General features: G+C 51.2%; 16 protein-coding genes. 7 read left to right on the top strand and 9 right to left on the bottom strand.

Annotated elements, in window-relative coordinates; all coding sequences use genetic code 11:
• Positions 1-4: 4 nt before the first annotated feature.
• Genes K7P01_RS15365 through K7P01_RS15340 form a run of 6 tightly spaced genes read right to left on the bottom strand, consistent with a single transcriptional unit; the run spans position 5 to position 6964 of the window.
• Positions 5-1162, bottom strand: a complete 1158-nt coding sequence (locus K7P01_RS15365) for an ABC transporter ATP-binding protein (protein ID WP_450091443.1) — start codon at positions 1160-1162, stop codon at positions 5-7.
• Positions 1159-1992 (bottom strand): ABC transporter permease, encoded by an 834-nt coding sequence (locus K7P01_RS15360; protein ID WP_267294493.1) that lies wholly within the window; start codon positions 1990-1992, stop codon positions 1159-1161. Before K7P01_RS15360 ends, K7P01_RS15365 begins: the two co-directional genes overlap by 4 nt.
• Before the next feature lie 32 nt (positions 1993-2024).
• Positions 2025-3212, bottom strand: a complete 1188-nt coding sequence (locus K7P01_RS15355; protein WP_267294491.1) for a hypothetical protein — start codon at positions 3210-3212, stop codon at positions 2025-2027.
• A gap of 59 nt (positions 3213-3271) precedes the next feature.
• Positions 3272-5245, bottom strand: a complete 1974-nt coding sequence (locus K7P01_RS15350) for a hypothetical protein (protein WP_267294489.1) — start codon at positions 5243-5245, stop codon at positions 3272-3274.
• Positions 5242-6024 (bottom strand): class I SAM-dependent methyltransferase, encoded by a 783-nt coding sequence (locus K7P01_RS15345; RefSeq protein ID WP_267294487.1) that lies wholly within the window; start codon positions 6022-6024, stop codon positions 5242-5244. The genes K7P01_RS15350 and K7P01_RS15345 overlap by 4 nt, the downstream gene beginning before the upstream one ends.
• On the bottom strand, positions 6017-6964 hold the full coding sequence (locus K7P01_RS15340) for a glycosyltransferase family 2 protein (RefSeq protein ID WP_267294485.1): 948 nt from the start codon (positions 6962-6964) through the stop codon (positions 6017-6019). The genes K7P01_RS15345 and K7P01_RS15340 overlap by 8 nt, the downstream gene beginning before the upstream one ends.
• 68 nt (positions 6965-7032) lie before the next feature.
• Here K7P01_RS15340 and K7P01_RS15335 point away from each other — a divergent pair, with 68 nt between their 5' ends.
• The gene (locus K7P01_RS15335; protein ID WP_267294483.1) at positions 7033-8121 is read left to right on the top strand and encodes a glycosyltransferase family 4 protein; all 1089 of its coding nucleotides are present in this window, start codon (positions 7033-7035) and stop codon (positions 8119-8121) included.
• On the opposite strand, the gene K7P01_RS15330 is transcribed toward K7P01_RS15335, so the two are convergent.
• Both K7P01_RS15330 and K7P01_RS15325 read right to left on the bottom strand, forming a co-directional pair.
• Positions 8064-9392 carry a hypothetical protein gene (locus K7P01_RS15330; RefSeq protein ID WP_267294481.1) on the bottom strand — a complete coding sequence of 443 codons (1329 nt, stop codon included), beginning with the start codon at positions 9390-9392 and terminating at the stop codon, positions 8064-8066. The genes K7P01_RS15335 and K7P01_RS15330 overlap by 58 nt on opposite strands.
• 23 nt (positions 9393-9415) lie before the next feature.
• Positions 9416-10624, bottom strand: coding sequence for a tetratricopeptide repeat protein (locus K7P01_RS15325; RefSeq protein WP_267294479.1), 1209 nt, complete (start codon positions 10622-10624; stop codon positions 9416-9418).
• On the opposite strand from K7P01_RS15325, the gene K7P01_RS15320 reads away from it, so the two are divergent.
• From K7P01_RS15320 to K7P01_RS15295, 6 genes are all read left to right on the top strand, one after another.
• Complete coding sequence (locus K7P01_RS15320) at positions 10623-11246, top strand: hypothetical protein (protein ID WP_267294477.1); 624 nt, start codon at positions 10623-10625, stop codon at positions 11244-11246. The genes K7P01_RS15325 and K7P01_RS15320 overlap by 2 nt on opposite strands.
• Positions 11247-11308: 62 nt before the next feature.
• Positions 11309-14281, top strand: coding sequence for a glycosyltransferase family 117 protein (locus tag K7P01_RS15315; RefSeq protein ID WP_267294476.1), 2973 nt, complete (start codon positions 11309-11311; stop codon positions 14279-14281).
• Positions 14282-14369: 88 nt separating this feature from the next.
• Positions 14370-14762, top strand: coding sequence for a hypothetical protein (locus K7P01_RS15310; protein ID WP_267294475.1), 393 nt, complete (start codon positions 14370-14372; stop codon positions 14760-14762).
• Between the two features lie 217 nt (positions 14763-14979).
• Positions 14980-17244: a TonB-dependent receptor gene (locus K7P01_RS15305; protein WP_267294474.1), complete on the top strand. Its 2265-nt coding sequence runs from the start codon at positions 14980-14982 to the stop codon at positions 17242-17244.
• 469 nt (positions 17245-17713) lie between these two features.
• On the top strand, positions 17714-18532 hold the full coding sequence (locus K7P01_RS15300; protein ID WP_267294472.1) for a hypothetical protein: 819 nt from the start codon (positions 17714-17716) through the stop codon (positions 18530-18532).
• A 166-nt stretch (positions 18533-18698) separates the two neighbouring features.
• Positions 18699-19028 carry a hypothetical protein gene (locus tag K7P01_RS15295; protein ID WP_254083644.1) on the top strand — a complete coding sequence of 110 codons (330 nt, stop codon included), beginning with the start codon at positions 18699-18701 and terminating at the stop codon, positions 19026-19028.
• A 54-nt stretch (positions 19029-19082) separates the two neighbouring features.
• On the opposite strand, the gene K7P01_RS15290 is transcribed toward K7P01_RS15295, so the two are convergent.
• Positions 19083-19451 carry a hypothetical protein gene (locus tag K7P01_RS15290; RefSeq protein WP_267294469.1) on the bottom strand — a complete coding sequence of 123 codons (369 nt, stop codon included), beginning with the start codon at positions 19449-19451 and terminating at the stop codon, positions 19083-19085.
• Between the last annotated feature and the right edge of the window lie 14 nt (positions 19452-19465).

Here is a 19465-nt window from a genome sequence, read left to right as displayed (position 1 = left end):
GTCGTTAGAAAAAATTCCACTGGCACTCAGGAATTATATAGCCGTCAAATTTTGCATTGCGGCCTTGTTCAGGGCTCATCTTTGTTACCTGAAACAGGATGGGGTCCTTTGTCTCGAAAAAGTTGCGCCGGCTATCGCCAAACCATACGTATAGCTGATAGGTGCCCTCCATGAACTTCGGCGACGATATCGTTACCTCGATGCGTCCCTCGCGCGAAGGTTTGTAGGGATACATATTTACTTGTGACTTCATCGGGTTTGTACCCGCCAGCGGATGGCCAAACATATCGCGTATAGAAAAGCCGAGGTTGGGATAATCAATCACCGCGTCGTGCTGGTAGCTTACAGTCAGCACAAGCGTCTCGCCTTGTTGTTGGATCTCTACCGAGCGAACCGAACCTTTCTCGAGTGTCATGCTGTTATGGTGCGTCTCGTCGTGGTAGCTGCGCACGATCTCGTGAATGTCACCATAACCTTCTACCTGACCTTGCTTCAAAAAGACACCCTTTTTGCACAGGGCTGTCACGGCGTCCATATTGTGACTGACAAATAAAATTGTCCGCCCCTGGCCGGCCACGTCTTCCATTTTTTTCAAGCACTTCTTTTGAAACTCGGCATCGCCCACGGCCAATACTTCGTCTACGATCAATATCTCCGGCTCCAGGTGTGCCGCCACAGCAAACGCCAGGCGTAACTGCATTCCGCTGGAATAATGCTTGATGGGTGTATCGAGAAAATTCTCTACGCCACTAAAGTCCACTATCTGGTCAAAGCTCGCCGTGATCTCCGACCGGCGCATGCCGAGGATCGAGCCGTTCATAAAAATGTTCTCCCGACCGGTAAGCTCCTGGTGAAAGCCCGTTCCCACTTCCAGCAAGCTGGCAATGCGGCCCCGGCTTACGATCCGGCCGCTCGTGGGCGGCGTAATACGGGAGAGAATCTTCAACAAGGTAGACTTGCCGGCACCATTCTTACCAATAATCCCCAGCGACTCGCCAGGTGTCACGGAAAATGAAACATCTTGCAAAGCCCAGAAGGGCTCTTGTTTTTCACGGCCACGGAAAAGACCCGTCAGACGCTCACGCAGACTTAAATAAGGCAGCCCTTGATGACTGATCAGAAAGAGCTTGGAGATATGCTCAATGTCGAGGATGGATTTCACGCAATGTCAGCAAAGTATGCTTCCGTTCTTCTAAAATAATACAATCCCAGTACCAGAAAAATAACTGTCGATACCGTACTTATGTACAGCAGGGGCAGGTCGAAGGTCATATGCATCAACCCGGCACGGAACAATGTTATGGCCGCGTACATGGGGTTGATAGCCAGACAGTAGCCAATCCAGGCATGGCCTGTGACGGTGGTGGGATAGATCACCGGGCTTACAAACAGCGCCAGCTGCAGGCCAAAAGGCACAACGTAGCGAAAGTCCCGATACTTCACGGTCAGCGCCGACAGCAGGCTGCCGATGCCCAATGCGCCGACAAGGGTAATCAGTAACCCGAGCGGCCAGAAGAGCAGGATCGACAGCAACTCCACGTCTACGGCATAGTACACCAGCATGGCGACAAATACCACAAAGGCAATGGCCAGATCAATAAAGGATACCAGTAGCGACGATGTCGGAATGATGATCCGCGGGAAATAGATCTTCTTGATGATGGGTGCATTGTTCAGCATGCTGTTGCCCGCCGTAATGATACTGGAGGAGAAAAAATTCCACAGCAGCAAGCCGGAAAAAACAAACAAGGGGTATGGCAGCGGATCGGTCTTGATATTCAGCGCACGGCCGAAGAACAAGGTGAAAATAAGCACCATCAGCAAAGGTTGCATGACGACCCAGATCACACCCAGGGCAGTTTGTTTGTATTTGACCTTGACATCGCGCCAGGTGAAAAAATAGAACAGCTCCCGGTATTGCCAGACTTCGGTAAGGTTCAGGGAGAACTTACGCGGGGGCTCTATAACTAATACATCTTCGAGATTCTTCATAGTACGACTATTTTCCATGGCATCCATCCCCGTTACCGCATCATCCTGAACACCTGCATGGGCATCGGATAAAAGACGCTGATATCGCTTGTTCCGCCGGCATAGTAGGTTGGAAACAAGCAAACCACCAATACGCCCAGGGCGATGTAACGCAGCGTGCGTTCTGTCTGTGTTTTCTGCAGCACCACCAGGCTCGCAAATATCGCAGGCAGCAGATAGGCCATGCTTCGCGTCATGTCGAACACACAGACAGCCACAAAGATAATCACGCCCATACCCAGGATGTATAAGAAAGCAAAGGAATACTTACGTGCGTAGACCAATACAAAAAGAGCAACTATCACCAGGATCCAAAAACCTTCCAGCCCCGTCCACATAGCAAACGGCGCCAGGTTGATCTGTCTCCCCTGGGTTAATGCCAGGTAATCTGTCAGGCCCGTCGCGTTGGTCCGAAAACCGAATACATGCGACAGATAGGATCGAATCCCAAAATAAACAACCCACGACGCCAGTACGGCCACCATCTGCTTGTTAAAAAAAAACAGATGCTTAAATTTCAAGTCCGTCAGGTCGCGCAGATTGGCAAACACAAAGAGCAGGTATACCAGACTAGAGGCAATCAACGCGCGTTCATCGGTGAAATATGCCAGCAGTAAAAAAAGAAATGTCAGGATGGAGGGTCCGGCAAGCATACCGGCTACCAGGAAAAGAAAAGCAAATACGTCGAAGAATCCGCGATAATCCGAGCACAGCACGTTGCCGATAAACACAAATGCCGTGGCCAGCGTAAGCAAACAGGCCACCACATTATCAGTAACGAGCCGCTGAAACAATCGGCCAATCAGCACAAACAGGATAATCAGGGCCACACCCTGAAACACGAGAAAAGCCTTCAGCGTGTGAATCCCCAACAAACCGCCCAACAACGTGGGAGTAAACCGAAAAGCGATATTTGCGGCATGGCTGGCAGGATCGTACTCAACTGCATTCAGAACATTGTGAGATTGTAACAATACCGCATCCCAACTGTGGGCCATTTCGGGCTTACTGGCAACATCGTACGATGGAAATGCAAAAAATAACGAAAGTACTGCCGCGAAGAACGGTATGACCACCATCGCGTATCGCTTCTTTACCAGCGCAGCGGTCGCGCCGATGATCCCGTCCGCGCAGCGCACCAGAATGTGTCCCAGATGCATATCTGTTCTGTTCAGTTCCATCTCAATTTTACCGCTTTCGGGCTATGGTCAATGATCTCCTTGTGTATTGCGTCATTCCCTTACTTTAAGATCAAAAAGCGCTCACCTGATTTTGAATCCGTTATTTCGTGCACCACCTCCGCTGCCAATGCTTCCGGCAAGGCTGCGTTGGCCGACAGGATCACAAACTGCATGCGATGGCGGCGAATAAACGCCACCTGCTCACGTTCGATAACGTCCCCGGACGGAACCTCGTTTTTGTGCGCCTGCATTACCTGCTTATAAAACAATCCGTTTTGAATAGCTTTCACCGACCGGTATTGGTTTAATACCGACGACGAGTCTATGGGTGTGTTGAAGTCGCCGATATTCACAACCGAAAGACCATCCCGCATGACGACCAAATAATCTCCCATGGGATACGCCGCGTTATATTTCGAGAAAATATCCTGCAAGGCCCTGGCGTCCTTAATCGAAACACCGGCCCGAAGACGGTATTGCGCCACAGCCCGTTGCACCGCGCCCAGATATTCGGACGAATGCACGTCCGGCGCATGCAGCCGTGAAAATGCCTGGGCTCCCTGCACAAGCAACAGGGCCATCATCAGCGTTAAACATACTATGCTATACTTTACCGACCGACTCGGAAGCCGGTTATACACGTATATAACACCGACTGCCACGAGGATGTTTAACAACACAATGCTGATATTGCTAAACACCTGAAAGGAATTCAGTTCCTGGTATAACAAAGCCCAGGCGCCGATACCACCCAGGATGCACAGTGCAACAACACCTGCCGGCAAGAAATAACGCTTTGTCGGCCATATCTTATTCACAACAAAAAAGATCAGCAGCGGCAATACAATAGGCGCATATAAAATAAATAAGTGCAGCACACTCCCCACCACAATATTAAACCGCGTGCGCCACTGAAAGCCGTCCGCTGCCTGCACCAACAATTTTGCGGGCGCGGCAATTTCCGCCCCTCCCAATCCCAGCTCATTTTGTTTGAAGATCGCATAAAAGATAAAAACACCACACACCGGCACTGCGATACAAAGAACTTGCTGCCAGAACATGTTTGCCGGTACAGCCTTCCTCAAATACGCCACGACGACAACACCACCGGCAGCGCACCAAACCGGAAACGAAACAATGTTTGCCACGGGTAGACTACACAGGCAAAGCAACGCCAGATTCGTTTGCCCGTGTCGATACAACAACAAAGCCGACAACAGAAAAACATAAAAATAGGACAGCTTGTTGATCGTCGGCGTCAGCACATTGAATTGCAAGCTTGCCAGGGATTGCAGAAAAGGATGGTATCGATAAAAATGAAAGTATACTCCGCTGATAAACAACAGCAGAATCAACACAAAAAACGAACGCCAGGGCGTATCAGGCCGGTGAACCTGCGCGCCATATCCCAAAAATATAAACCAGAAAAAGAGCGGGTATACCACCAACTTTAGTGTGAGGTAATGATTCAAAGAGAATATCGTCGCCACCACCGAGCCACCCCACAGATCAAAATAATGATAGGGTTCCGCACCGTGATACGTCGCATCATAGGTATTCAGAAAATTAAATCCGTTCTCATATCCGGCGACACCAATCATATGAGATATTCGACTATACAGCACATAATCTGCGTATCCATAGTCGGCCATGATGTCGTGCAGATCGGTATACAACGTCCACCAACTCCACGCGAACAGCAGCACCAGTGCCGCCAGCGCAGATCCTACAACGGACCGGGCAGGCCGCACGACAGGCGCGATCGTTGCCCGGTTTTTCCGAACTTCCCAGAATGCCAACGCCAGTATCGGGACAAAAACAAGATTTACCGTTACACCTCCTGTACATACCACCGCATAGACGATCAGGACCAACAGGTACCCCACAAATCCCCGGGCCAGCCACGACGCATACGGATTGCCTATGCGCCATCCGACAATACGCTGCCCGATGCTTCCCAACAGACAAAGCACTCCCGCCGTCAGCAGGAGCACCACACCATATTGAACAAACAGGAAGCGCGCTTCGGTCATTTTGCTTGCTTTCGGGCTACGGCCAATACAGACGTACCGAGTAGGGGTGCTTTGAAGATAGCCATCTCCAACTTCATCAACACTTTAAACAACATATTCACCACCGGAGCAGGTGGTTTAAATCCGCGTTCGATGACTTTGTCTGGTGACACAAACGCCAGGTATAGCTTGCGCAAAACAGCTATAGGTATCAGCGACAGTCCCCAATAGCCAACATGCAGCGGTTCCAGGCCACTGGCTTCCAACGCGGCGCGCAGGCTTTGCCGTGTATACCGCCGTTTGTGACCCGCCGCTGTATCATACTTGCTAAAAAGCGTCTGCAAGGCCGGAACATTTACGACCACCAGGCCACCGGGTTGCACGTGGTCATGCGCCGCCTTTAAAAAACTGCGGTCGTCGTCGATATGCTCGATCACATCCAGCAGAAATACACCGGCATACTTGCCGAGCATCTCTGACTGTTGCTTATATATATCGTATACGTAAATATTGCCTTTCACGGGAGGGATCTGTTGCAATGCATATAGGTTCAGATCGCACCCATCGGTAACGATGGTGGGGTCGCGCTCGAGCTGTTGAATGAAGGCGCCATGTCCACAACCGATCTCAAGAAAACGTCCGCCGGTTCCCGGTGTCAATTTACCGGCTTTATGCAGGTTATGTATAATCGCACGAAAGCGCCACTCCATCCAAAAATGGTCGGGTGAGGCAATCGCGTACCACTCATCTGCCATACTCACCGGGGCCGCCGGTGATAACATGATCACTTCTCTAGTCATGAATAATTTGTCCTTCAGTAATTCGCTCTTTGACAATAAACAATGGCCTGTTCTTTACCTGCAAAAACGTACGCGACACGTACTCGCCGATGATACCGATCGAAACAAGCTGAATGCCGCCGAATAAGATGACCATAAACAGCAGCGCCGTGAATCCCACCGGCACATCGCCCCACACCAGTTTGCGCACAAGGGTGATAACAAAGTAGCCCACGGCAAGAATCAGGCAACATGCCCCGGAAAAGGTCAGAAACTTGATGGGGAAAACGCTGAAATTAAATACGCCTTCATAGGCCAGCTTCATCAACCGCGCCAGTGTGTATTTCGGCTCGCCGCCTGCCCGCGCATCCCGCTCATACGGAACTCCCTTCTGGTTGAAGCCTATCCAACTGCGCAGTCCGCGCAGGAAGCGGTTGTCCTCGGGCATGCTGTTGATGATATTGGTCACCCGTCTGCTGATCATCGAAAAGTCACCCGAATCCAGAAACACGGGTGTATTGGAAATACGTTGGAGCAAGCGGTAGAACAAAAAATAGCTCACTCTCTTAAACGCTCCTTCCTTCCGCTTTTTCCGCACGCCATAAATGACGTCAAAACCTTCGAGGTAACATTGATAGAATTCAAAAAACAATTCCGGAGGGTCTTGCAGGTCGCCATCCAGAATCATGACAGCTTCCGTCGCGCGTGCATACCGCAGGCCTGCGCTAAGCGCATATTGGTGACCAAAGTTGCGCGAAAGAAAAATGCAATGATACCGAGGATTGTTCAGGGCTACCTGCCGCATCAGGTATGGGGTCTCGTCCCGGCTCCCATCGTCAATGAGAATTACTTCCAGTGTCTGCTCCACACGTTCCGCCAACGCATCGATCCGTTGAATGAGCTTTTGAAACACCAGTGCCTCGTTGTACAGCGGAATAATGAAGGATATCTGTGGAGTCATTCAGAAAAGTTCCTGTGATAGAAGGACGCTAAATTCTCTCTAATTCCCGATTTTTAGGTGAATTTACAATGAAATTATTTTTGCTCATACCGTACCCGGTAAAAGAATCGCCGTCCCAGCGCTTTCGCTTTGAACAGTATTTTCCCTTACTGACAACAGCCGGTATCACCTATCGATACCAATCCTTTTGGGATATCAGGGCATGGAGAATCCTGTATAAAAAAGGTCACGCTGTTCAGAAAGTCATGGGCTTTGTGCGCGGCGTGCTGCGCAGAATGTTCGCACCGTTCCTGATACTCTCCTACGACATGGTCTTCATTCACCGCGAAGCGTTGCCCGTAGGTCCGCCGGTATTGGAGTGGTTCATTGCCAGGGTATTGCGTAAAAAGATCATCTATGATTTCGACGACGCAATCTGGCTTCCCAATACGTCTGATGCCAACAGCATCGCGGCACGTATCAAATGGCACAGCAAGGTGGCCGCCATTTGCCGGTGGAGCTATAAGGTTAGTTGCGGCAATGCTTACTTAGCCGATTACGCCCGGCAGTTTACACCACATGTCGTGATCAACCCGACCACCATCGACACCGACCACCTTCACAATCCAACCCTCTATCCACCGCAACCTCCCCGGACTGTCACCACCATCGGCTGGACGGGCTCGCACTCTACACTCAAGTATCTCGACGACATTGTCCCTGTGCTTCAAACATTGGAAGCACGGCACGGCAATAGCATCGAGTTCGTCGTCATTGCCGACAAGGCTCCGACGCTGGCGCTCAAACACTTTCGTTTTGTGCCGTGGCGCAAAGAGCAAGAGGCACAGGATCTTTTACAGATCGACATCGGCATCATGCCCCTGACCGACGACATCTGGGCCAAAGGCAAATGCGGCTTCAAAGCTCTGCAATACATGGCGCTGGAGATACCCGCCGTCGTCGCGCCGGTTGGCGTTAATACGGAGATCGTTGACCCGGGGGAAAACGGGTTCTTATGCAGCACCCCACCGGAATGGCTAGACGCATTGGAAGTGTTGATTAAACACAAAGACCGGCGCCGCCGCATGGGCGAAAAGGGACGGGAAAAGATCCTCCGTGCCTACTCCGTACGCTCCAACGCATCTACGGTACTCGGTCTGTTCACAAAATACAACTGAATTAACATCAGGGTGTAAAATGGCAGCAACGGAATCTTATACCGACTTAGGGTGCCGAAGTTAAACGACGACACGCCCACGGCAAAAGCAAAGGTAATGCTGAATACCAGGCAAAAAATGACGTGCGGGTTTGCCAGCGAACGCGTGATCATACGCCGTCTCGCCACCAGTACATAAAGTGTCAATACCAACAATGCCGTCGACTCGAGCGCCGACATCAGCATCAACGGATTACGAACCTCCCAGAGGTAGGGCCGGAACAATGATACGTTCACTGCCTGCGGGGCGAGCTTCATCATGCCGCCGAAAGATCCATCAAGCTCTCCCAGCGAATAGGTACTGCCGGCATCGCGGCCCGTTTGATACGCAATATCATACGCCGTAAGCTTTGCCGTGCTTCCCAGCTTCTCAAGCGCATACCGCGGATCATCCTTCCCCACCTGTGCTACTGCATAGTATCCCAGTATTGCCACGAGCATGGTAATGACCGGAAACATCAGCATTTTCAACATCGCCGAGCGTATATATGTCAGGTTGACGGCATATACCCATACCATGACGGCCGGCAGATAACATAAAAGGATATACTTCTTGATCAGAAAAATCAAATAGAAGGATATGATTAGCGTGATCAACCGCGATATGCTGAATTGCCTATCCAGAAAAATGCGTTTGACGCAAAACGTTGCGACACCCAGGCCTGCCAGCGTAATGGTATCCTTGAGCAACCCCGACCCCCAAAAAACAACCGACGGAATAAACAGCGTTGCCAGGGCGATCCATTTGTGTTGCTCGGGCGCAAGTTCGTAAAATGAACGAAAGAGCATCCATAAACCGATAAAGCTCACGACCGAGAATAATACCGCCGTGGCCGAATACGATGAAAATGTGATCAGGTCAAACACCGCAGCAATGCGGATGACAACGTACGATTGAGCATCCCGAAAAAAGGCGATACGGCTTGCGTACTCGTACACATCGCTGTGCATTTTTCCGTTTGAAAACAACAACTTGAATCCCGTCTCCGGGTTGTCCATAAAGGCCCTCCAAATGTGCCGGCTGCCGTGTGTATGAAAATTATAGGTATCTCCGCCGTTGTAATAAAATTGATATACAAACCCCAGTGCCAGCGCCCCCACGATCTTCGCTGTCAGCGCCGGAAAAAAATAGCGACGCGTCCAGTCATCTGTTACCCGTAGGTAAACCAGATACGCGCCGACATACACCAGCACAATCAAAAACGGTGTAACGATAAGATCCCTGAGCTCCACTTATTGTTTTTTAGTGGGATTCACTAGTCCCCTTTCTCTAATCGTTTTAGCCTCCACTTGGCATCTTTGTAGGCCTCGTCCTTACGCCCTGCTTTCTTCTGCACCGCCTTAAACCAGGTCTTGGCCTCCGCCTTATGTCCTTGTTTTTCAGCAATCTCGCCCAGGGCAATCATGGAGTAGAGGTAATAACCCGATTCCGTCGCGCCGATCTGCTCGGCAAACTTCATGCATAGCTCGTACTGCTTCTTGGCATCGTCGAGCTTACGCCGCGCCTCGTAGATTTGCCCCAGGAAGAAGGACGCGTATCGGCCGCTGGTGGCTTCATAGCCTACCTGACCACTGTCGATCTTCGCCAGGATGTTCTTGCAAACCGGCTCTGCTTCCATATACCGGCCCAGCGAATACAACATCCGGGCATAATACCGATGAAAATAGGGATTATCCGGATAGGTTTGGAAAAGATATTCACTGATTTGAAAGGCTTGCTGCTGGTCTTTCTCGTAGCTGTTCAAAATACGCATCAGCCAGACCATGGCCTCCGTGCGTGTATAAAAGGCGTTGTACGACACCTCTTTCAGCTGCTTTAGCCCCAAGGCCTTGTCACCCTTCCGGAAGAACCAAAGCACCGGTCGCAAGGCGGGATAGTTCTCGGGCACCCACACCGAAAAATAATTATACAGCGCATCGCCAAAGAGTAATTCGGGGCTCAGATTTTCTTGCTCCTTGCCTTCCTCGAGATAGTTCAGCGCGCTTTTCCCGGCCGAGGCAGCCTTGCGCCAGTTCTTACGCTCTTCATCCGAATACAGGCGGCCCTTGAAACCATAGGCCGCCGCCAGAAAAAAGGCTGCTTCCGTTTTGTAGGCCGGGTAATCGTCATACAGTTTCTCGCCCACCTCGATGGTTGAGTCCATATACGCCAGGAACTTCTCGTCGTGCGAGGTGTCCTTGGTATTCGGCATGATCTTCCACCACTCGATCAGTCCCATCAGGAAATACGGCAGCGGGTGCCACCGGTAGCGGGCCCGCAGGTATTGAAACTGGAACTCCGCCTGGGGAAACTTAAAATTATACAGATCGTTCAACGCCTGAGTACACTCCAACTGGACCCCCACATTGGAAAGCAAAATGATGGTCGTATCTTTTCGGGTGCTCGGCTGCGCCTGGCCCGGGATGTCGGCAACCAGCAGGAGAACCACCACGAGAAGGAAAATCTTGAATACAGAACACTCCATGCACGAAACTAAATCTTTCTTTGCTGCCGACAAAAAGCTGCTTTTTATCCTGTTGTGTATGGCCTCCCTGTTGTTGTTATACATCAAAATTGCATTTATTGAAAACGAGACCGCCGCGTTCGAATTCCTGCAAGATCGCCCCCAGGGCGGCATCCTGCAGATCATCAACGCCCTTAAATACTTTTCCATCCCCTTTATCTACGCCTGGAAATTCGTCGTCATCGCCTTTGTCATCTGGGTGGGATGTTTCATGTTTGGCTACCGCGTCACCTACAGCCAATGCTTCGGGGTTGTCATCGGCGCCGAATTTATCTTCCTCCTTCCCGAGGTCTTGAAAATCGCCTGGTTCATGGTTATCGAGACCGACCCTACTTATAACGACATACGTGGGTTTTACCCGTTATCCCTGATACATTTTTTTGATTACAACACCCTCGACAAACGCTGGGCCTACCCTCTGCGAGCCCTCAACGTATTTGAGATCGCCTATTGCTTCGCCCTGGTCGCCGGCATCCACCACTATGCACAAAAAGACCGGCGGTACGTCTGGACCATCGTATTGTGCTCGTATGTGCTTATTTTCCTACTCTGGCTGGTGTTTTATGTGATCGTCTACAAATAACCCTGGGACACCGTTTTTAGGCATTATTTACTTATTTTCGCCCCCTAAGTCTTTAAAACCTCATGAATTCAACTTTTCAGAAATTCAACAACATCGTTGGCTGGGGCGTCTTCGCGATTGCGCTCATAAGCTACTGGCTTACCATGGAAGAAACAGCCAGCTATTGGGACTGCGGTGAGTTCATTTCCGTTTCCTACAAGCTGCAGGTACCCCACCCTCCGGGAGCTCCGTTATTCCTCCTCATCGGGCGCATGTTCTCTTTCCTCGCCATGGGCGATGTTACGAAAGTTGCATACTGGATTAACTTCAGCAGCGTACTCGCCAGCGCGTTTACCGTGCTGTTCCTGTTCTGGTCCATTACCCTGTTCGGCCGCAAGCTGATGAAAATCGGCGCCTCGGAGGAAATCCCGTCCGACAAAATTTGGGTGCTGCTCGGCGCCGGCCTCGTGGGGTCACTGGCTTACACCTTCTCCGACTCCGCCTGGTTCTCAGCCGTAGAAGCGGAAGTGTACGCCATGTCGTCATTCTTCACCGCCTTTGTGGTGTGGGCCATGATGAAGTGGGATGTTATTGAAGACGAATCCAAAGCCAACCGCTGGTTGCTCCTGATTTTTTACATGATGGGCCTCTCCATCGGCGTCCACTTGTTGAACCTTGTAACGATCCCTGCACTGGCGTTGGTGTATTACTTCAAAAAATATACACCGACCATGTGGGGGGTGATCGCCTCGATGTTGATCAGCCTCCTGATCATCTTCTTTATCAACGAGATCATCATCCCTGGTCTGCCGACGTTCGCGGGCCACTTCGAAGTGTTCTTTGTCAACACCCTCGGCCTGCCGTTTAACACCGGCGCGTTGGTCTTTACAATCATTCTGGTTTCCGCACTGGTGTGGGGCATCGTGTTCTCACAAAAGCGGCAGCGCGTCGTGCTCAACACGTTCCTCAACGCAGTGGCTTTCATCCTCATCGGCTACGCATCGTACGCCCTGGTCGTGATCCGCTCGAACGACAACCCACCGATTGACGAAAACGACCCGTCAGATGTAATGAGCTTCGTAAGCTACCTCAAGCGTGAGCAGTACGGTAGCCGCCCGTTACTGTATGGCCCGTACTTCACCGCCCAGGTAACCGGCATTAAAGAAGGCGCCGCCATCTACAAAAAAGGCAAAGACAAATACGAGATCAAAGACCACAAATTCGAATACGAGTACGACCCCGGTCAGCAAACCTTTCTGCCACGGATCTATAGCAGCGACCCGGAACACGCACGCATTTACCGCTCCGAGCTGGGCCTGCAAGAAGGCGAAAAGCCGAAGTTCTTTTCCGACAACCTGTACTTCATGTTCGACCACCAGATCGGCAACATGTACATGCGTTATTTCATGTTCAACTTTGCCGGCCGCGAGAGCGACATTCAGGGCGCCGACTGGCTCAGTCCGCTGCACTGGTTCGACAAGCTGCCAACGGAGCTGGCCGAAAATGCCGGCCGTAACAACTTCTTCATGATCCCGTTCGTGCTTGGCCTCATCGGCATGTTCTGGCAATCGGTACACAACACGCGCAACTTCGTGGTGGTAGCCCTGCTCTTCATCCTCACGGGTGTAGCACTGGTGGTATACCTCAACTCGCCGCCTACCGAGCCGCGCGAACGTGACTATATCTATACAGGCTCATATTATGCTTTCTGTTTCTGGATCGGTTTTGCCGTCATTGCCATCGCAGAGTGGTTAGGTAAAATAATGGGCAACCTAAAGACCGCGGCCATCATCGCTACACTGGTTTGCTTTTCGGCGCCCGTGCTCATGGCACAACAAGGCTGGAATGATCACAACCGTGCAAACCGTTACTTCTCCGTAGACTCAGCGGTAAACTATTTACAATCCTGCGCGCCGGAAGCCGTGCTGTTCACCGGCGGAGATAACGATACCTTCCCCCTCTGGTATGCACAGGACGTGGAGGGTGTGCGCACCGACGTACGCGTAATCGTGTTGAGCTATTACAACACCGACTGGTACATCGAGCAGACTACACGCGCTGCGTATGAATCGAAGCCATTCCCATACACCCTTACGGTAGAAAACTACCGCGACGATAAGACACAGTACATTCCGTACTACAATGCAGGCATCAAACAGATGGACCTGAAAAAATACCTGGAGCTGCTACGCGACAACAACAAGAGCCTGCTGCACCCCGAATACCGCGGCGAGCGCTATATGTTGCCCACCAAGGACATCGTGTTGAAAGTAGACGTCGACAAAGTGCGTAGCCTGGGCATCATCCCCGAAGGCATGGACAGCCTCGTGGTACCCGAAATGCACCTGCGCGTAAAAGGCAACGCCCTGGAAAGAAAAGACCTCGCGATGCTCGATATGCTGGCCTCCGCCAACTGGGAGCGTCCGCTCTATGTCAACAACACGTCACTGGCGCAATTCAATGTAGACTTGAGCCGCTACGTAGTACAGGAAGGCAATGCCTATCGTATCCTGCCGGTGTTTAACCCCAACTCGTTCAACCAATCTGAATTGGTCAACACCAAAGTGAGCACGGAGAATATGTTGAAGAAATTCCAGTTCCGTAACCTGGACGATCCAAACGTATACTATACACAGGACTATCGTAATTTCGTGCTCAACCACCGCAGCAGCTTCAATTCCCTGGCTCAGGCACTCGTCAACAAAGGTGAAACCGCCAAAGCCCGCGAAGTATTGCTGTTTAGCCTCTCGCACATGCCCGACACGTCGATCCCGTATGACTATACGTCGGCGCAAGCTGTCGCCTTACTCTTCGAAGTGGGCGAAAAAGCAAAAGCCATCGAGATTGCGAATATCATGTGGCCCCGCGCCGACGCCCTGGCCGACTACTACATCCGCACGCGCGACTACGGCCGCGACCTGCAGGTAAACGTCATCATCCTCGGCGAGCTGCAACGCGTATTGGCACAATACGGCGAGAAAGAGCTGGCCGAGAAGGTCGAGAATGCGTACTCAAAGCACGGCGCCGCCCTACAGCTCGACCGCTCGAACTTCTAATCAAAAACATCACCCAATACCAAAAAGAGGTTGCCATCCGGCAACCTCTTTTTCTTTTATAGCCCACCCATTTTCCTACTTTTGCTGTGTGACCCGCGGAAGCACCCTGATACTGATCGTATACGCCATGACCATGCTCAGCTACGGCGCACTGGAAATGGGGCACGACCTCCTGCACTACCTCGACGCCCACAGCCATATTCACATCCATCACCACGATCATGGGCATGACCACTCCTTCGACGATCACCACCATCATCACGCATCTAACGAAGTCCATACCCACGCGCCGGAGCCGGCTAGTGCGGAGCTGCCGTCATTGGTAAGCCTATTTTTATATACACAATCCATCACAGACATTCTCTTCATACGTCAACTCCTGAACCGCATACCACCGAGCAGGACAAACGTACCTCTTTCCTCATACCGTTCTCCTGTGACTCCACCTCCTCGGATTAACCGCACGTCCATTAACATTTAGAGGTTCATTAATCCCGTGTATAAAAACGCGCATCTGGCGCAAGTCTTAGCCCCGTCTCGGGGCGGAGATCCCGATAGCTATCGGGAGTGCCTACCATGGTGCCAGTCTTCAGACTGGCGTGGAGAATGCCAACGATAGACGCAATGGCACGAATACTTGCGCCGATCGCCGATACATGGCATGCCTGAACCCCAATTATTTTTTCACCATTTCTTCTATGAAACAAAGTATACTATCAATACTATACATAGTACTGTTAGCTCCTACCCTCTTGTTTGCACAAAACACGGGCACGCTAACTGGCACCATCACGCAAGAGGGCAAGGTCCCCTTGCCAGACGTAAACGTCTACCTGCCGTCATTGAACCGCGGCACCTCCACAGACAAACTCGGCCACTTCAGGGTCACCGGCCTACCCGCCGGCCAATATGATATACAGATAACATTCGTCGGTTACGCCGCCGTGCAACAACCCGTCATGATCCAATCCGGCGAAACAGCCGTCTTCAACGCCATGCTCAAGCCCGGCGACTTACTACTGGAAGACGTCGTCGTACAGGATCAACGGGTACGGGAGACAAACACACTCTCGCAGGTAGACATCCGCTTGCGTCTGATCAACACGTCGCAAGATATTCTGCGCATGGTTCCCGGCCTCTTTATCGCGCAGCACGCCGGTGGGGGTAAAGCCGAGCAAATCTTCCTGCGCGGATTCGACATCGACCACGGCACCGACATCAACCTGGAAGTAGACGGCATGCCCGTCAACATGGTGTCACACGCGCACGGCCAGGGCTACTCTGACCTGCACTTTCTTATTCCTGAGATCGTCGGCACCGTAGATTTTAACAAAGGCCCCTACTATGCCGCCAAGGGAAACATGACCACGGCTGGCTACGCCGCATTCCACACCCGCGATGCCCTCGACCAGGATATGATCAAGATCGAAGGCGGCCGCTTTGGCACCTTCCGCAACGTGAATGCCATTACCTTGTTCGACAAGCAGCACGATGACCGGCGCAGCAACGCCTACATCGCTTCCGAATACTTCCGCACCGACGGGTTCTTCGACGCAAACCAAAACTTCAACCGGCTGAATCTGATGGGCAAGTATACTGCTTATCTCGACAGCAGTCAGTTCGTCACGGCAGGGCTGTCGACGTTCAACAGCCATTGGGATGCCTCGGGGCAGGTACCTGAGCGCGCCGTCGCCAACGGCGCCATCACCCGTTTTGGCTCGATCGACCCCACGGAAGGCGGCGAGACATCACGTTCGAATGCCTGGATCAAACACCTGAAGACGCTCGACAACGGGGCCATGATCGAAAACCAGCTATATTACAGCCGGTACGATTTTAACCTCATCTCGAATTTCACGTTCTTCCTGAACGACCCAGTCAACGGCGACCAGATCACTCAAAGCGAAACCCGCAACATCTATGGTTATCGCGGTAGCTACACGCAGGATCTTGCGCTCGCCAGCCGGCCCGTGCAAAGCGAAGTCGGAGCAGGTTTCCGATACGATGACATCAACGATCTACACCTGTACCATACCCGGTCGCGCAAGATATTTCTAAACGACATCGCACGCGGCGACATCGACGAGACAAACCTGTATGCCTACGTGCAGGAAACATTGCGCCTCTCGCAGAAGCTCTCGGTAAACGCCGCCGTACGCCTCGACCATTTCACCTTCAATTATATCGATGCGCTTACGCCCGAGTACGATCGGCAAAGTGTCAGCAAAGCCACTGTCAGCCCCAAGCTTAATGTCAGCTATAATGCGACGCGCACGCTAAACCTGTTTGTAAAAAGCGGCATCGGCTTTCACTCTAATGATACGCGCGTAGTCGTAGCCCAACGCGGCGAAGACATCCTCCCGAAGGCTTACGGCGTGGATGTCGGCGCAACGGTGAAGATAAGCAACAAGCTGCTGCTGACCGCCGCCGCCTGGACACTGCGCCTGGATCAGGAATTTGTCTACGTCGGTGATGAAGGCGTCGTCGAACCCGGTGGAAAGACCTTGCGCCAGGGCCTTGACCTTTCCTTACGTTATCAGATCATGCCCTGGCTCTACCTCGACGGCGACGTAAACCTGACAAATCCCAAAGTAGAAGATGCCCCCGAAGGCGAAGATTACATTCCGCTGGCACCAACGTTTACCAGCATCGGCGGTCTTTCGTTCCGGTTAAAGAATGGCATCAACGGCAGCCTCCGCTACCGTTACATGGGCGATCGCGCGGCCAACGAAGACAATTCCGTCGAAGCAAAAGGATACTTTCTGGCCGACGCCGTGTTGAAGTATACACGCTCCAGGTTCGAGTTAAGCTTTGTAGCCGAGAACCTGCTCAATGACGCATGGAACGAAGCCCAGTTCGACACCGAGTCAAGACTTCAAAACGAGATCGACCCGGTTTCCGAAATACACTTCACACCCGGCACGCCTTTCTTCTTTAAGACGGGCCTTTCTTTTTTCTTCTAAGTCTACCCTCTGCGCAAGTGTTCGCATCAGCGATGCGGCACTTGTGCCGAGTATGACGGCGAGCGTTAGCAGGAGCATTCAATTCCATACCGCAATCGTACGCGGAAATAATAGGACATTTTAGGACATTATAGGACAAAACGGCCATATCCGGCAGTCCACGCATCCCTGCATTTGCAAAGATCACCGCGATCGTGTTTTTTAGAGCAGTATAAAAAAAGATATCACGGCTTCCCAAAAATTGTTTTACGGAGGCGGGATAGAGGGGGGATGACCTAGTCTTGAGCTAGAGTCAAGCTAGACTTATGCTAGAGATAAGCTAGTACAGAAAGGACTAGCACAATAGTCGCTCGCCCCTCGCGACAGACACGGGTATATCGATATTATGAATAGATTTTGCTGACTTACGGTGACCTCTTTGGAGGTTACCCTGGGATGTTATTGTAATCAATTAACCAATTATATACGTATGGCAACATTAAAAGGGCTCGATATAACCGGGCCATTAGGAGATTTCAGCATCTACGAGATGCGTGGTGTAGACAAAAAAATTGTTCGGCAGAAAGGCGGCCCTGACCGCAAAGACGTGCTGCATGGCGAAAACTTTTCCAACACACGACGGCATCACCGAGAGTTTACGGCTGTTACGCTGGCTGCACAGCATGTGCGGTGGACCTTTCACACCCTTCGGGACTTGTCTGGCGGATTCAACTTCACCGGGCCCATCAACGCGCTAATCAGGCTCGTACAAAAGCAAGATGGCCTGAGCGAATGGGGCACACGTAACATTGTTCTCTCCCGATATCCCGATGTACTGCGAGGGTTCCCACTCAATAAAATCAATCTGTTCGATACGATCGTCCGGACCACACTGGAGTGGTCCCTGGACCGCGCCACCCTCACAGCCCGTGTAGAGATCCCAGCACTGATGCGAGGGATCAATTTTCTTCCACAAGACGATCACGCGCTGTTTCGCTTCGAGATCTCGCTGGGCATGGCCCCCGACTTCCTCTATGACCTCGACCGCAAAGAGCTTCTGCCTCCGAAATGGTATGGAGGCCTCACTAACGGTACGGGTACGGTTAATTCAGAAACACCCTGGTATCCCGCTAAGCAAGGCTGCCCATCCTCCACATTGGAAATAGCGCTGGACCGGATACCAGAAGACGAAGCCTATACGCTGGTACTTACAATCGGCATCCGCTTCGGAGCGCTATACGGCGATAGCATCGTCAAAGAAGTGAAATACGCCGGCGCCGCGAAGATCCTCGGCGCTGCAGGCGCATAATATATTCTGGCGCGAGTGTTTACCGCTCGCGCCAGACCCGCGGTTCCACGCATTGGAAACAACGTGGCCCCTAGGCATTCTATGGCCGGACGCTGATGATTTTCGCGTTGTTTGAAAATTTATGTGTCTAATTTATCGCGATGAATTATATTTGGCCTTTAACCGTATGCAGAAGATTAAAGATCAGGTATTCAACATCAACGATGCCACCTCGTTTGTAAAGCAACTTCGAAATTATGAAATCAAGAAAATCCTTAGCGAAGCAAGTCTAAGGGCTTATCTCTCAGAACGGTATCAGATTGAAAATCTATCGAAAGTAAAAACAACCTTCATGTGGAAATCCCTGAAGGAGTTGCAGATAGCACCTGTCAATTGGGTTCACTACAGTCCGATCATGCTAACGTTACAAGAAGATCCGGATCACGAGGCAGCGATGGAGTACTGTCTCACCATCGTGCACGACGAAATTTTTGCCTCGATCAAGCATCTTATTTAATCCAAAATAATCGCTTGCGTGTGTGAGCGACGGGATGAGGTGGGTGATCTTATTTCATTTTCTTTTCCCTTCGCGATCTTCACGCATAAGAATCTGCTCCATGTCTTCTTCCGATTTGTAGAACTTCCCTTTGTACTTGAAGTTGTGCTTCGTGCAGAAAACCATGTGTACATTTCCTTTTTCGTCGGTCATTAATATCCGCCATTTTGGAGAGAACTTTATTGAATCTGGCTCGGCGTTATTTATTGCTTCAATAAACTGCTTTACAACTTCACGATCGGTGACGATTTTGGCAGCATCCAGGGAGGAAGTATTTTCTTCAATTCTGATTTCTTCGATTTGATTTGCCTTAAACAGCTCTGGTTTGCTGCATCCCGCGAGCACGAGCAGAAAACAGATACACAAAATCAGATTCTTTTTCATTGTCATTTATTCTT

This window comes from Parachryseolinea silvisoli (genome assembly GCF_021190955.1).
Taxonomy (GTDB): domain Bacteria; phylum Bacteroidota; class Bacteroidia; order Cytophagales; family Cyclobacteriaceae; genus Ohtaekwangia; species Ohtaekwangia silvisoli.
This window is presented reverse-complemented; position numbering and strand designations above follow the sequence as displayed.

Excerpts from the sequence above, each read along its gene's own strand:
- K7P01_RS15345 (WP_267294487.1), bottom strand. The coding sequence starts at position 6,024 with ATGACTAGAGAAGTGATCATGTTATCACCGGCGGCCCCGGTGAGTATG.
- K7P01_RS15320 (WP_267294477.1), top strand. The coding sequence starts at position 10,623 with ATGCACGAAACTAAATCTTTCTTTGCTGCCGACAAAAAGCTGCTTTTT.
- K7P01_RS15295 (WP_254083644.1), top strand. The coding sequence starts at position 18,699 with ATGCAGAAGATTAAAGATCAGGTATTCAACATCAACGATGCCACCTCG.
- K7P01_RS15290 (WP_267294469.1), bottom strand. The coding sequence starts at position 19,451 with ATGAAAAAGAATCTGATTTTGTGTATCTGTTTTCTGCTCGTGCTCGCG.
- K7P01_RS15355 (WP_267294491.1), bottom strand. The coding sequence starts at position 3,212 with ATGGAACTGAACAGAACAGATATGCATCTGGGACACATTCTGGTGCGC.
- K7P01_RS15350 (WP_267294489.1), bottom strand. The coding sequence starts at position 5,245 with ATGACCGAAGCGCGCTTCCTGTTTGTTCAATATGGTGTGGTGCTCCTG.
- K7P01_RS15360 (WP_267294493.1), bottom strand. The coding sequence starts at position 1,992 with ATGAAGAATCTCGAAGATGTATTAGTTATAGAGCCCCCGCGTAAGTTC.
- K7P01_RS15340 (WP_267294485.1), bottom strand. The coding sequence starts at position 6,964 with ATGACTCCACAGATATCCTTCATTATTCCGCTGTACAACGAGGCACTG.
- K7P01_RS15315 (WP_267294476.1), top strand. The coding sequence starts at position 11,309 with ATGAATTCAACTTTTCAGAAATTCAACAACATCGTTGGCTGGGGCGTC.
- K7P01_RS15335 (WP_267294483.1), top strand. The coding sequence starts at position 7,033 with ATGAAATTATTTTTGCTCATACCGTACCCGGTAAAAGAATCGCCGTCC.
- K7P01_RS15305 (WP_267294474.1), top strand. The coding sequence starts at position 14,980 with ATGAAACAAAGTATACTATCAATACTATACATAGTACTGTTAGCTCCT.
- K7P01_RS15325 (WP_267294479.1), bottom strand. The coding sequence starts at position 10,624 with ATGGAGTGTTCTGTATTCAAGATTTTCCTTCTCGTGGTGGTTCTCCTG.
- K7P01_RS15300 (WP_267294472.1), top strand. The coding sequence starts at position 17,714 with ATGGCAACATTAAAAGGGCTCGATATAACCGGGCCATTAGGAGATTTC.